Origin of the sequence: Prosthecobacter sp., assembly GCF_044222345.1 — a bacterium.
In the GTDB taxonomy this organism is placed as follows: domain Bacteria; phylum Verrucomicrobiota; class Verrucomicrobiia; order Verrucomicrobiales; family Verrucomicrobiaceae; genus Prosthecobacter.
Window position 1 is genome coordinate 18628 of the sequence record NZ_JBGANL010000020.1, and the last position, 12216, is coordinate 30843.

Below are 12216 nucleotides of genomic sequence, written 5' to 3' on the forward strand. Positions count from 1 at the left end.
TCTACCATGACCACACGTCGTTCCATCCTCCAATCGACTTCCACCGGCTTTGGCTGGCTGGCTTTTAATGCCTTGCATCAGCAGTGGGCGGGGGCTGCGGCACCGCCGAAGACGATCAATCCGCTGGCACCGAAGGAGCCGCATTTTGCGGCGCGGGCGAATCGGGTGATTTTTATGTTCATGCAGGGCGGGCCGAGCCACCTGGACACGTTTGATCACAAGCCGGAGCTGGCGAAGGCGGAGGCGAACAAGGTGCAGAAGTACATGGGGTCAGTCTTTGAATTCAAGCCGCGAGGGAAGAGCGGGCTCATGATTTCGGAGGCATTTCCGGAGCTGGCGAAGCATGCGGATGAGCTGTGCCTGCTGAACGGGATGCAGACGCGCACGAACGCGCACCAGATGGCGACGGTGGCGCTGCACATCGGGAGTGAGACGTTTGTGCGGCCGTCGATGGGGGCGTGGATTGTGTACGGCCTCGGTACTGAGGCGGAGGATCTGCCGGGTTTTGTGACGATCAATCCGGCGGCGGACAATGGCGGGGCGATGAACTATGGCTCGGCGTTTCTACCGGCAACGTTTCAAGGGACGCGGCTGAGCAGCGGCGGTGGCGGTGTGCCAGACCTGAGCAATGGCAGGCTGAGTGATGCGCAGCAGCGGAAGCAGATTGAGTTTATTCAGAAGGCGAACCGTAAGCTGCTAAGCGGTGATCCGGGGAATCCGGAGATCGAGGGGATTATTCAGAGCTACGAGCTGGCTTACAAGATGCAGACGAGTGTGCCGGAGGTGCTGGATCTGGACAAGGAGCCGCAGAGCATTCGGGAGCTGTATGGGCTGGATGAAAGCGCGACGGAGCGCTTTGGGACGCAGTGCCTGATGGCGCGGCGCATGGCGGAAAAGGGCGTTCGTTTTATACAGCTGACTTCCCCGGGGTGGGATCATCACAACGGGCTGCGGGACAATCTGGCGCGGCAGTGCACGTCGATCGACAAGCCGATCGCGGGATTGATCGCGGACCTGAAGCAGCGGGACATGCTGAAGGACACGCTGATCATCTGGGGTGGTGAGTTTGGGCGTGGCAGCGGGTATGACAATGAGCCGTACAATGGCCGTGGTCACAATGGTGGTGGCTATACCATGTGGATGGCGGGTGGCGGAGTGAAGGGAGGCTTCACCTATGGCAGCACGAATGAGATGGGGGACAAGGCGGAGACGGGAATCATCGGCACGCATGATCTGCATGCCACGGTGCTGCATCTGCTGGGGATCAACCACGAGCGGCTGACATATCGGTATGCGGGAAGAAATTTCCGGCTGACGGATGTGAGCGGCGAGGTAGCGAAGGCGATTTTGGCGTGAGGGGCGTCACTCGACGAACACGGCCTGCCCCTCGCGCCGCAAACACTTTGATCCGTGATGTGGCGAGATTTAAGGGGAAGCTCGGAGTATCGCTCGCTGCGGAGTGCTGCGGAATCAATTCCGTGCCCCACTAAGGGCTACGCACCGAGCGCCCGCTTCAGCAGATTCGCGGTGATGCGTTGGACGCGTGCGTCGGTGCCATGCGGACGTGAGTAGTGGCTCCACACCGGCATGTGGCCGGGTGGTTTGCTCAGGCCCTGCGCCCACCAGATGGTGGAGGCATTGAAGATGAAGTTGCCCTTGGGGCCGTCGAAGATCACGGCCTGCCACTGCTGTGGATTGGTCCCGCCCTGAAAGGCGGTGCCAGCGGCGAGGATTGCGAGGCCGGGCAGATCTTTGGGTGCATCGCCATGATACTCCCAGCCGATCATGCCGGGAAGGGTGTCGCCCTGCTTCATGCCGGTGCCTTCAAACACCCAGTGCCCGGGCTTGGTGCAGATCCAGTCGCCGCCGCCGTTCACGGGATCGATGTTGCGCACGCCCATGAGATAGCCTTCGTCAGGTCCGCGATGCGGATAGGGTCCGTAATCCTTCTCGCGATCCACGGCATACTTGTAGTCACCTCCGTAGGGGCCGCCGCGAAAGATCCGGCGAAGGGGAGCGCCGTCGGCATTGGGGGAAAAAGGCGTGACCCAGCAGACGGAATTGCCGGAAAGGAAGAGCAGATTGACGCCGGCATCGCGCATCTTTGCCACGCTGTCGTGCTGGCGGATGTCCCAGTATTCGTCGTGGCCGATGCTGATGAAGGCCTTGCACTTCAAACCGTGATCCGGGGTGATCATGTCGGCATTGGAGCAGTAGGTCACATCGTAGCCTTCCTTCTCCAGCCAGTAGGCGGCGGGAAACTCAAAGCACAGCCACTCGCCGCTGCCGACGGACTGCGGATTTTCGTAGATCTGCGCATACTTTGCGTACGGACGATCAAAGCTCACATCGGACGACGACCCCTGGTTGCCCTTTGGATCGGTGTAGAGCGAGTAATTGTCCGGCCACCTGTTGTAGGCCTGCCAGGTGTTGTCACTGCACTGAAAGAGAATGTCCGCCTTGCGATCATCGGTGACGATGAAGACGATGTAGCTCTGCCAGTAGGGTTCGTCCTTCGAGGCTGGCAGCGTGGTGAGCCTGCCTAGATAGACGCCGCTGAGCCAGTCCTGAGGAATGGTGATGGAGGTGGTCTTTTCCCAGCGGCATTCGCGGAGGCGCTTCTCGCCAATCTCGGGCACGGGCTGTTCTTTGCCTTCAAAGGGGCCGAGTTCCGTCATCAAGCGCGCGCCGCAGCCGCCGTAGTAGCCGGTGCGGAAGATTTCGAGCTTGAAGCGAGCGGTGGGTTTGGTGCTGACGAAGATGTCAAGGATCTCGCCTGCTTTCACGGATTGACGCGAGCAGTAGCCTTCAATGAAGGAGGAGCGAAAGCCCTCGTTCTTGTCGAGGCGCATGCGGGTGAGCTGCCAGTCGTGCGAGCCGGGTTTGGAGTTTTCAGCGGTGATCAGGGACATTTAAAGAATACGCCGGCTGAATGCGAAAACGATCAGCCGTGTGTCTGTTGACCTCATTGAACTGGACGCGGTTCCTGTGCTGAAAGCTTTCATTGGCCGACAGATCACCCATCAAAAATTCTGATCTGCGAGAAATCATCCCAAAGAGCGCGCTGAATTTTCTAACCATCCGCGTCCATGTCCGGCGTGTGGAACTCCACCCCGTGCACCTTCTCTGTTTCGTTCGGAGTGGTGAGCACTTTATAAATGCACCAGCCAAACAGGAGAGTGACGGTGCCGACAGAAAGCAGCATGACGATGAGGCCGGAAGTAGTCATGAACAGGAGGGGTGCAGGGTTCGTAATCAGTCGTGTTTGTTCAGGCCCTGCTCCGCGCGCTGGAAGGCCTTGGAACGGGAGGAAAGCAGACCGAAGAAGACGGCCACCACGATGACCAAAGCCACGCTGAGCTGCGCAGCCAGATTTGTCTCCCTCACCCGGCCGTCCTTCGCGCCGCCGATGAGATCAGCCACGTAGGATGACACGCTGCCAAAGGTCCGCGAGCTGAGATCAAAGCCGAACACGCTGGTCAGCACCGTCATGGCAAAGATCGCCAGCAGAAACATCGGGCAGATCCATTTCATGATGAGGCCAAAGAAACGTGGGATGCGAATGGACGCCCCTTGATGGGCCTCGCGCAGGCCGCGCTCGATGCCCCAGTGCCAGCCGAAGATGAGGATCTGGATCGTGGCGAGAATGAAGATGAGGAAGGTGCCCACCCAGAAGTCCAGCGTGTCGAGCGCCTTCAAGTCCTTGGTGAAAAAGACCACGAAGCCGGTGCCGAGCGTGGTGAGCAGGCCGAGTATAGTGACGCTGACCTTGCGTCCCACGTTCATCGCTTCCTCCAGAAAGGCGATGCCGGGCTGGAGCATGGAGATCGAACTGGTGATGGCCGCAAGGAAGAGCATGAAGAAGAAGGCTCCGCCAAAGAACGCCCCCAGCGGCATCTTGGCAAACACCAGCGGCAGCACCGTGAAGCCAAGCCCAAAGGTCCCCTGCCCCGCCACCGAGGCCAGCCCCAAAAACGCCACCGCCGCCGGCACCGTGATCAGTCCGCCCAGAGCCACTTCGCAGAATTCATTCGCACTGCTGGCTGTCAGGCCGCTGAGCACCACGTCGTCCTTCTTTTGCAGGTAGCTGGCATAGACAATGATGACGCCAAAGCCCACGGACAGGCTGAAGAAAATCTGCGCCGCCGCCGCCATCCACAGCAGAGGGTTTTGAAGCTGCTGCCATGGGGTAATGGTGACCAGCTTCAAGGCGCCGTTGCTCGCCGCCACCTTCTGCTCCGCCGCCGTGATGGCCGCCGCCCCCACCAGTTCCTCCACCACCTTCGCCTCACCCGGCGCAGGCTGGGTTCGTTCGATCTGCACCTTGCTGGGATTCCACATGTAGCCCAGGCCATTCACCACATTGTCGTGCGGCCTCGCGGGATCAGGGGCACCCAGCGTCATGACACGCGCCAGCACCAGCAGCGCCAGCACAATGAGCAGGGGCATGCCGTAGTTGCACATTTTCTCAATGCCGCCGGAGATGCCGCGATAGATGAGCCAGAAATTGAAGACAAAAACCAGCGCCAGCCATGGCAGCGCCGTATTCCATGAGACTGTCAGCGCCGAGCCATCCGCAAGCTGTCCGCTCATCATTTTAAACATGACCACCGCCTGATCGGGCGATTTCAAATCCACACTGCCCGTCCAGAACTTGACGGCATAGCCGAGGCACCAGGACTCGATGAAGACATAGTACATGTAGATCATCACGGGGACGATGACCCCGATGATGCCGATATATTTGGCCCAGCGCTTGTTCAAGATGACCGCGAAGGCGCCGGGGGCGGAGTTGAAACCCTTGCCGCCCGCATAGCGCCCCATCGCCCACTCCGCCCAACCGATGGGCAGGCCGATGATCAAAAACGAGATGGCATAGGCAAGCATGAAGGCCCCGCCGCCATACTGCGCCGCAAGCCCGGGAAAGCGCAGGAAATTCCCCAGGCCCACCGCGCTGCCCGCGACGGCCATGATGACTCCAAGACGTGATCCCCAGGCTTCTTTCTTTTGCGACATGGGCGTGAAGTTAGGGAGTGCGTGGAGTCACAACAAGGTTGTTGTTCGGAAAAGTGCCGTGCATTTCCACAAAAGCAGAACTCGCGCCAGTGCGTCGATGTGCGAAATTTTTCGGGTTCATGCGCCCCAACCGCCTGCCAGTCCTGTTTTTCGCCACCGCCGTGCTGATCATGGCAGGTTCGATGCTGTGGCTGTTTTGGGTTTCCAATGTCGAGCCTTCCCTCAAAACAGGTGTGACACCGGCAAAACGCAGCCTGAATTCAGGCAACTCACCCGCGCTCACGGCGATGCCACAAACACCGGCTGCGGCCTCCCCTGCCCCCTCCAATCCGACGGCCACGCCAACCATCGCCACGCTCAACGTGCCCGGCTCCATGCCGAACGAAGCGCTCCTCACCTTCCGTACTCCCGAAGCATTGGCCGCATTTCGGGACCGCGCCGCATCCCTCGGGCTCGAAGTTCTGGGATACGACATCAAACTGCGCACCGCCCGAGTCCGTGTTCGGGACACCACGGCGCTTGAACGGGATCTCAATGCGCATGCCGAGGACTACACCCATGTCGGCCCAAATCTCATCACCCGCATTCCCGGCTTGCCGCCTCCTCCTGCGGAATCCGACACATCGAATCCCGGTGGAAAGACCCCATTTCGCAGCCAGGGATTGGATGTCATTGGTGCAAGCGGCGACCGCTCGGCCTGGGGTCAGGGAGTCACCGTGGCCGTCATCGATTCCGGCATCACCAGCCACCCATCACTCGCGAATGCGAAGATCACGCACTACGACCTCGTCAACGACGGCAGCGCCTTCAACGGTCACGGCACCGCGATGGCCTCTCTCATCGCAGGCAACGACCCGAACGTCGGCGGCGTGTCGCCCGCAGTCAAACTGCTGGACATCCGGGTGGCTGACACGAACGGCGAGAGCAACACCGCGCTGGTTTCATCCGCCATTATCAAGGCTGCTGATCTCGGTGCGCGTGTCATCAATATCAGCCTCGGCGCCAATGGCGACTCCCCTGTGCTGGATGAAGCGGTGCGCTATGCACAAAGCCGCAACGTCGTGGTCGTGGCCGCAGCGGGAAATGAAAAGCTGACCGCGCTCTCCATGCCGGCCGGCCTTCCCGGTGTGCTCAGCGTGGGTGCGGTGGATGCCAATGGCACGCAGGCGTATTTCTCCAACTCAGGAGCGGGACTTACCCTCGTCGCTCCTGGGGTCGGCATCGTTTCTGGCTATGCCGACAACCGATTCGTCATTGGCAGCGGCACCTCGCAGGCGACGGCGATCACCAGCGGTGTGGTGGCCTACCTGCTGGGGCGTGGATATTATGGGCCGAACATCATCCCGCTGCTGACGCGGACGGCGGAGCCGCTGCAGGCCCCCGCGACGGCGGTGGGGGCGGGATTGATCCAGGTGCCGAAGTAGGCGTCAACTGCCGCATTCGCAGCTGCATTCAATCCCGACGGCTGTTCCAGACCGAGTATGTGGCTGCGCTAAATAGCACGGCGACCACGCCCGCTTTGATCCAGGCCGACCTCGTATCAGCCATGGGCTCCAGTCCACCGGAGAAAACGAACGTCACCCCTGTATAAAAAAGAGTCTCCACGATGCCGCACAGGAGTCCCAGATCTCCCACCAGAACAATCATCAGCGACAGTCCAAGAATGCCACCGGGGATCGCCAGCCAAGGTGTCAAAACAGCAGCCACCGAGCCACCTGCGATGGCTCCGACGATGACCAAAGGGAACGCCCCCAAAGCCAGCAGCACCTCCCCCCGGCCATTAACGCGGCGATGAATATTCGAACCACCTCCGGACGGTAGTCTGGGAGGATTTAAACGAGTCCAGTCAGGGAGCGGAATCACGGCGGCTTGGGTGAATGAACAGCCGAAAATGTGGATCGGCAACCTGGAATAGGCACGCGGCCTCAGGCAAGATCCTGATTGTCATGCCCCGAGGGACTTGCTTGACGGCGCAGCCAGCTTGACCTCATGGCCCTCCTCCCCTACTTCCAACATGGCCCGGAACTACACGCTGCACACTGCGCACGAACCTAGCAACCGCATCGACTACAAGGCGGAGCTCAATGAGCAGCAGTATGCAGCAGTCACGAGCCCCCCGGGGCAGGCACTGGTCATTGCGGGGGCAGGCAGCGGCAAGACGCGTACCTTGACGTATCGAGTCGCGTGGCTGCTGGACAACGGCATCCAGCCAGAGTCGATCCTGCTGCTGACCTTCACCAACAAGGCCGCACGTGAGATGCAGCAGCGGGTGCAAGAACTCGTCACTCAAGATGCGACCCGCATCTGGGGCGGCACCTTCCATTCCATCGGCAACCGCATTCTGCGCTACAACGCTGAACGCCTGGGTTACCGCAAAGGCTTCTCCATCATGGACCGCGAGGACCAGAAGGACCTCATGGAAACCGTTCTTGGCAGCAGCGGCATCGACACCACCACCTACCGCTTTCCCAAGGCGGAGGTGCTGGGAGACATCTTCTCGCTGGCCGACAACACGCTCTGCGGACTGAAGGAGATCATCCACACGCGCTATCCCTACTTTGAGGAGGTGGCCTCGGGCATCCTCAAGATGCGGACGCTTTACCAGGAGAAGAAACGCGAGACCAACTGCATGGACTTCGATGACCTACTGGCGCTGACGGTGCAGCTGCTGGAGGAAAACGAGGATCTGCTGGAACGCTACCGCCACCAGTTTGAATTCGTCCTCGTCGATGAGTACCAGGACACCAACGGCCTCCAGTGCCGCATGGTGGAGCTGCTGACCGGGCCGCAGGGAAATCTCATGGTCGTGGGAGATGACGCACAGTCCATCTACTCCTGGCGCGGGGCGGACGTTTCCAACATTCTCGAGTTCGACCAGCACTGGCCGAGGGCCCGCGTGCACAAGATCGAGGTGAACTACCGCAGCGTGCCGGAGGTGCTGAACCTGGCCAATGCGGCCATCGCCATGAACCGGGGGCAAATCCCCAAGAACCTCCTGCCCGCGCGCGAGTCCAAGGGCATGCTGCCCGCGCTGGTCTCGCTGGACAGCTCCTCCGCACAGGCAGCCTTCGTGGCGCAACGCATCCTGGAACTGCAGGATGAAGGCACAGAGCTCAATGAGATCGCCGTACTTTATCGTGCCCACTTCCACAGCATGGAAATCCAGATGGAGCTCACCCAGCGTGGCATTCCATTTCAGATCACCAGCGGGCTGCGCTTCTTTGAGCAGGCGCATGTCAAAGATGTGGCTGCGTTCATGAAGTTTGCGGTGAACCGTCAGGATGAGGTCAGCTTCATGCGCATGGTACGCCTCGTGGAAGGCATCGGCAATGTCAGCGCCGCGAAGCTCTGGCAGGAATGGCTGAAGTCCGACGCCGCCAAGGCGGAGACGATGCCCTCCAGTTTCTCCGAAGTGCTCATTCCTCTGAAGGTGCCGAAGAAGGCAAAGACCACCTGGGAGCAGTTTGCCTACACGCTGGATGAACTCATCGACAAAGAGGGCAAGGTCGCGGCCCCGGCGCAGATGATCCGCAGCATCACCGACGGGGTGTATGAGGACTACATGAAGGCCAAGTTCAAGAACTACGAGCAGCGCCAGCAGGACCTGGAACAGCTCAGCAACTTCAGCGACCGCTTCACCGATCCGCTGGAATTTCTCAGCCAGCTTTCCCTGCTCAGCGGTGTGGACACTGACAACAAACCGGCTCAGCAGGAACAGCAGGATCGTGATGCCGTCACCCTGACCACCGGTCATCAGGCCAAGGGCTTGGAATGGAACATCGTCTTCGCCGTGTGGCTGGCGGATGGCATGTTCCCCCATAAACGCGCCATTGATGAAGGCGGTGACGCGGCACTCGAAGAGGAACGCCGCCTGTTTTATGTCACTGTGACCCGGGCGAAGGATGAGCTGTATCTGACTTATCCCGTCATCAATCACCAGGCGCGCGATGGCGACATCATGATGCGGCCCTCACGATTCATCACGGATCTGCCGAAGGATCTGGTGGAGGTGTGGAATGTGAAGAGCGGGTGGTGAGTACCAGCTGTAAAACCCATGTAAAACTTGCAATGCATCCGCCGCTTTCGAAGACTCAGATCGACATGCACAATAGTCTTTATCATTGCGCATTTGCTTTGATTAAAGGCGAAATCTTTCTGGACTATGTTACTGACCCGAACGCGCCAGGCTTCTTCACAAAGCGAAAGCTCAGAAAAGCGATAAAAACTTTTCAAAAAGTCATCTCCATCAATCCGATGAATTGGAATGCAATGTTTGCTATTGCGAAAGTGCATCAGCGATTAGGAGACATACAGGCATCTTTCGAATGGTTGTTAAAAGCGCGAGAGTTTGCGCCGGACAACCCCAGCCTGGCAAAAGAGACAGCACTCACAGCAGCCCATCTTGGAATGTACGACAAGTCGATCGAGGTATCCATCGAAGCTATTTCAGTGAAACCCGACGACCCTGTACTTCACTCCAATCTCGGCATGTCTTTTCTTCTCGCCAACAGACCAGATGAAGCAGTTGATTCCTTCAAAGAGGCCTTGCGACTGGAGCCTCGACATCCAGCAACTCCAAAACTCCTTTCTTACGCGAAATATGTTCAAGATGGACACTTTCCCGTGCCAAAGTCTGAGCGGGAAATCATTCAAAACCTTCCAAGAACCGCCTAATAGGCGAATTAAGCACATCGATGACGAGCATTGCCCTGTCCTTTGTTGTAATCGGAGCAGTCTTCGTCTTCCTAAATTGGTCTTGCCTGATCACATCTTTAGCCACCAAAAAACACCACTCCATGGTGCCTCCTCTTGGTGGCATGCTGATATTGACAGGCTTGCTCTTCGACCCTCAATGGCGACATAAGGCCTGGGTGGGGCTGGTAGTCGATCCTGGATTCTGGGCTATGATTATTGGCCTGCCGTGGATCATTTTTCGGCTCCGCCGTTCTTCGAAATCCCGTTTGGAGTTAAGGTTGTCCGGGCAATCTGAACAATTGGAGGTTCAGCTTCGTTTGTTTCGCCCTGACTATTACGAGATCAAGCTGACGCGAATACCTGCGTCGAACCGATTCGGATGGCAGTCGCTTTGTTCCTTGGGCACCTGGATACAGCACGATGGACGCATCGAACTCGTTTCACACACTAACAAGCCCGATATGCCCTCAAGAGCTGTGTTAGTCCGATCTTTGGACTCGCTCGAATATAGCGTTACAGAATCGACCTTGATTTTGCCTGGTCCAAATGAAGCGCCGGAACTGCCACCCGTTTCATTTCATTTGAAAATCGAATAAGCCATCTCCCCGCCCTCCTCAATCCATCACATCGATCAGCTCCACAAGGAAGTGGAGTGTCGCATTGGGTGGGATTCCGGAGCCTGGCTGGCCCTGCAGGCCGTAGCCGAGGTAACCGGGGATTTCGAGTTCGATCATGCCGCCTTTGCCAATGAGCTGCATGCCTTCGGTCCATCCTTTGATGACTTGATTCAGACCAAAGGTGATGGGCATGCCGCGGAGATAGGAACTGTCAAAGACCCGGCCATTGAAAAGCCAGCCGTGGTAGTTCACCTGAACCCTTTGCTGGGGAGTGGGTTTGGCGCCGGTGCCTGCGCGCAGAATGCGATACTTCAAGCCTGACTCGGTGGCGGTGAAAGTCTTGGCCGCCTTCGGGCTGATCTCTCCCGCTCCTTCGGGAAGCTTGGGGAATGGGACGGCCTCCTCGGCTCCGGCCCATCCTGCGGCCATGAGCAGGCCCCCGAGCAGGGCGGCCCTGAATGCACGACGACGATGGAAAGAATGGAAGGGGCTGGTGGAGAGAACGTTCATCGGCCAGAACTGACTTCATGACCGACTTTCGTCAAGCGTTTAGCCACAAAGTCCTGTGCTCTTCAAGACATCGAGCGTGCAGGACATCTGTTGCCAATTGGACCTGCTTCATGATAAAAATCTGAAGTCTTTTATTTGCTGCAAGACACCGAAAACCAAGCCATGCCCGACTACAACACCATCAGCACCGAGCATTGGCAGATCTTGCTGCCATGCGACTGGGTGCAGAAACCTCAAACGGATGGGCCCAGATCATTCTATTTCGAGGCCAGTGACGGGACCAAGGGGGCCTATATCTCCGTTTTCACCCGGACCAACCCTTGTTCCTCTGCCCTGGCAGATTTGGCGACCTGGCGCGACATGGAAATTCGCAATCTGCATGCGATGACCGACCACCATTGGGAGATTATCGAAGAATGGCAGCATGATGAAAGCGAGACCGCCATTTCGGCAAGCGACTGTCTTGAACGGAACACTCATTACCGCATCGTATGCCTGCGCATGACGCAGTTTCCCTGGATGGTGCGCGTCAGCCTGCATGATTACAACTGCACCGACTACGAGACTTCAAAGCAGGCTTTCCTGCCTTTGATCGATTCGTTTGCGCCGGTGTTTGCGTAGCGGGGGCGAGTTTTTTGCCTTCCAGAACGCACGGAGGCTCGGGAGTACTTTGCTCAGAGTGATGCGGTGGTCATGGCTGCCGCTGCTGCGGCCTCCACTTCGTCCACGTAGGGTTCGCCGGTGATTTTTTCGATCTTTTCCCGGTTTTCCTCTTCGCTGAGCGGGGGCTCTTCCTCACCATCTTTGGAGGCAGGGCCGTGCCAGCTCACATGCCAGGTCATCCGTTTCCAACCGCCTTCCACCCGCTTGAAGGTGTAGTGAAGCTTCGGTTTGCGGAAGCCGAAACCATCATCAATCGGGCCGATGGTCATTTCGACCTTGAGGGGTTTGACATCAGCCATCTGCTTGATTTCGACAGGGGTCTGGGATTCGTCGCCTTTGAGCAGGAAGTGATCCTCCTTTTCTTCGGTCAGCCCATCGCGATGGAAGGCATTGATGGACCAGTCATAGGCGGGAAAGGTCTGGGCGATTTCCCACATGGAGGGTTCCTTTTCTTCAGGCAGTTTGACCACGTCCTCGATGATTTTTTCAGCCATGGCAGGCCGCTTGACGACGAGGAAGCGCTCGTCTTTGGTCCTCTGCGCCCTTTGAGCGGGAGTCTCGCAGCTTGCGAGTGTGAAGATGAAACATAGGGCGGTGAAAAGGGCGATCCGTGAATTCATGTGGAAACCAGCAATACTTCTCTGACACAGAAGGATATAGGCCAATTGGAAAGTTTAAAGCGTGTTTTCTTTGCCGCAGGCAAAGATCTTCCGGG

The 12216-nt window shown here is 58.2% G+C and carries 12 protein-coding genes; 6 read left to right on the forward strand and 6 right to left on the reverse strand.

Annotation, left to right across the window (positions count from 1 at the left end; all coding sequences use genetic code 11):
• Positions 1-6: 6 nt before the first annotated feature.
• A complete protein-coding gene (locus ACILSL_RS12600) occupies positions 7-1356 on the forward strand; it encodes a DUF1501 domain-containing protein (protein WP_395732391.1) in 1350 nt (449 codons plus the stop codon).
• Between the two features lie 137 nt (positions 1357-1493).
• On the opposite strand, the gene ACILSL_RS12605 is transcribed toward ACILSL_RS12600, so the two are convergent.
• From ACILSL_RS12605 to ACILSL_RS12615, 3 genes are all read right to left on the reverse strand, one after another.
• Positions 1494-2912, reverse strand: coding sequence for a N,N-dimethylformamidase beta subunit family domain-containing protein (locus ACILSL_RS12605; protein ID WP_395732392.1), 1419 nt, complete (start codon positions 2910-2912; stop codon positions 1494-1496).
• A gap of 161 nt (positions 2913-3073) precedes the next feature.
• Positions 3074-3229: a hypothetical protein gene (locus tag ACILSL_RS12610; RefSeq protein ID WP_395732393.1), complete on the reverse strand. Its 156-nt coding sequence runs from the start codon at positions 3227-3229 to the stop codon at positions 3074-3076.
• A 26-nt stretch (positions 3230-3255) separates the two neighbouring features.
• Positions 3256-5016 (reverse strand): sodium:calcium symporter, encoded by a 1761-nt coding sequence (locus ACILSL_RS12615; RefSeq protein ID WP_395732394.1) that lies wholly within the window; start codon positions 5014-5016, stop codon positions 3256-3258.
• 119 nt (positions 5017-5135) lie between these two features.
• Here ACILSL_RS12615 and ACILSL_RS12620 point away from each other — a divergent pair, with 119 nt between their 5' ends.
• Complete coding sequence (locus tag ACILSL_RS12620) at positions 5136-6440, forward strand: S8 family peptidase (RefSeq protein ID WP_395732395.1); 1305 nt, start codon at positions 5136-5138, stop codon at positions 6438-6440.
• Between the two features lie 28 nt (positions 6441-6468).
• On the opposite strand, the gene ACILSL_RS12625 is transcribed toward ACILSL_RS12620, so the two are convergent.
• Complete coding sequence (locus ACILSL_RS12625; protein WP_395732396.1) at positions 6469-6921, reverse strand: hypothetical protein; 453 nt, start codon at positions 6919-6921, stop codon at positions 6469-6471.
• 109 nt (positions 6922-7030) lie between these two features.
• On the opposite strand from ACILSL_RS12625, the gene ACILSL_RS12630 reads away from it, so the two are divergent.
• The 3 genes from ACILSL_RS12630 (at position 7031) to ACILSL_RS12640 (ending at position 10307) form a co-directional block, all read left to right on the forward strand.
• The gene (locus ACILSL_RS12630) at positions 7031-9052 is read left to right on the forward strand and encodes an ATP-dependent helicase (RefSeq protein WP_395732397.1); all 2022 of its coding nucleotides are present in this window, start codon (positions 7031-7033) and stop codon (positions 9050-9052) included.
• Between the two features lie 65 nt (positions 9053-9117).
• Complete coding sequence (locus ACILSL_RS12635; protein ID WP_395732398.1) at positions 9118-9690, forward strand: tetratricopeptide repeat protein; 573 nt, start codon at positions 9118-9120, stop codon at positions 9688-9690.
• A gap of 20 nt (positions 9691-9710) precedes the next feature.
• On the forward strand, positions 9711-10307 hold the full coding sequence (locus tag ACILSL_RS12640; protein ID WP_395732399.1) for a hypothetical protein: 597 nt from the start codon (positions 9711-9713) through the stop codon (positions 10305-10307).
• 18 nt (positions 10308-10325) lie between these two features.
• On the opposite strand, the gene ACILSL_RS12645 is transcribed toward ACILSL_RS12640, so the two are convergent.
• Positions 10326-10757: an FKBP-type peptidyl-prolyl cis-trans isomerase gene (locus tag ACILSL_RS12645; protein WP_395732458.1), complete on the reverse strand. Its 432-nt coding sequence runs from the start codon at positions 10755-10757 to the stop codon at positions 10326-10328.
• A 243-nt stretch (positions 10758-11000) separates the two neighbouring features.
• Here ACILSL_RS12645 and ACILSL_RS12650 point away from each other — a divergent pair, with 243 nt between their 5' ends.
• Positions 11001-11459 (forward strand): hypothetical protein, encoded by a 459-nt coding sequence (locus ACILSL_RS12650; RefSeq protein ID WP_395732400.1) that lies wholly within the window; start codon positions 11001-11003, stop codon positions 11457-11459.
• Between the two features lie 53 nt (positions 11460-11512).
• Here ACILSL_RS12650 and ACILSL_RS12655 read toward each other — a convergent pair whose 3' ends face one another.
• The gene (locus ACILSL_RS12655) at positions 11513-12121 is read right to left on the reverse strand and encodes a hypothetical protein (RefSeq protein ID WP_395732401.1); all 609 of its coding nucleotides are present in this window, start codon (positions 12119-12121) and stop codon (positions 11513-11515) included.
• Between the last annotated feature and the right edge of the window lie 95 nt (positions 12122-12216).

What these genes read in the sequence shown, in the direction of transcription:
- ACILSL_RS12635 (WP_395732398.1), top strand. Translation starts at nt 9,118, where the DNA reads ATGCACAATAGTCTTTATCATTGCGCATTTGCTTTGATTAAAGGCGAA.
- ACILSL_RS12605 (WP_395732392.1), bottom strand. Translation starts at nt 2,912, where the DNA reads ATGTCCCTGATCACCGCTGAAAACTCCAAACCCGGCTCGCACGACTGG.
- ACILSL_RS12610 (WP_395732393.1), bottom strand. Translation starts at nt 3,229, where the DNA reads ATGACTACTTCCGGCCTCATCGTCATGCTGCTTTCTGTCGGCACCGTC.
- ACILSL_RS12645 (WP_395732458.1), bottom strand. Translation starts at nt 10,757, where the DNA reads ATGGCCGCAGGATGGGCCGGAGCCGAGGAGGCCGTCCCATTCCCCAAG.
- ACILSL_RS12650 (WP_395732400.1), top strand. Translation starts at nt 11,001, where the DNA reads ATGCCCGACTACAACACCATCAGCACCGAGCATTGGCAGATCTTGCTG.
- ACILSL_RS12655 (WP_395732401.1), bottom strand. Translation starts at nt 12,121, where the DNA reads ATGAATTCACGGATCGCCCTTTTCACCGCCCTATGTTTCATCTTCACA.
- ACILSL_RS12615 (WP_395732394.1), bottom strand. Translation starts at nt 5,016, where the DNA reads ATGTCGCAAAAGAAAGAAGCCTGGGGATCACGTCTTGGAGTCATCATG.
- ACILSL_RS12600 (WP_395732391.1), top strand. Translation starts at nt 7, where the DNA reads ATGACCACACGTCGTTCCATCCTCCAATCGACTTCCACCGGCTTTGGC.
- ACILSL_RS12620 (WP_395732395.1), top strand. Translation starts at nt 5,136, where the DNA reads ATGCGCCCCAACCGCCTGCCAGTCCTGTTTTTCGCCACCGCCGTGCTG.
- ACILSL_RS12630 (WP_395732397.1), top strand. Translation starts at nt 7,031, where the DNA reads ATGGCCCGGAACTACACGCTGCACACTGCGCACGAACCTAGCAACCGC.
- ACILSL_RS12640 (WP_395732399.1), top strand. Translation starts at nt 9,711, where the DNA reads ATGACGAGCATTGCCCTGTCCTTTGTTGTAATCGGAGCAGTCTTCGTC.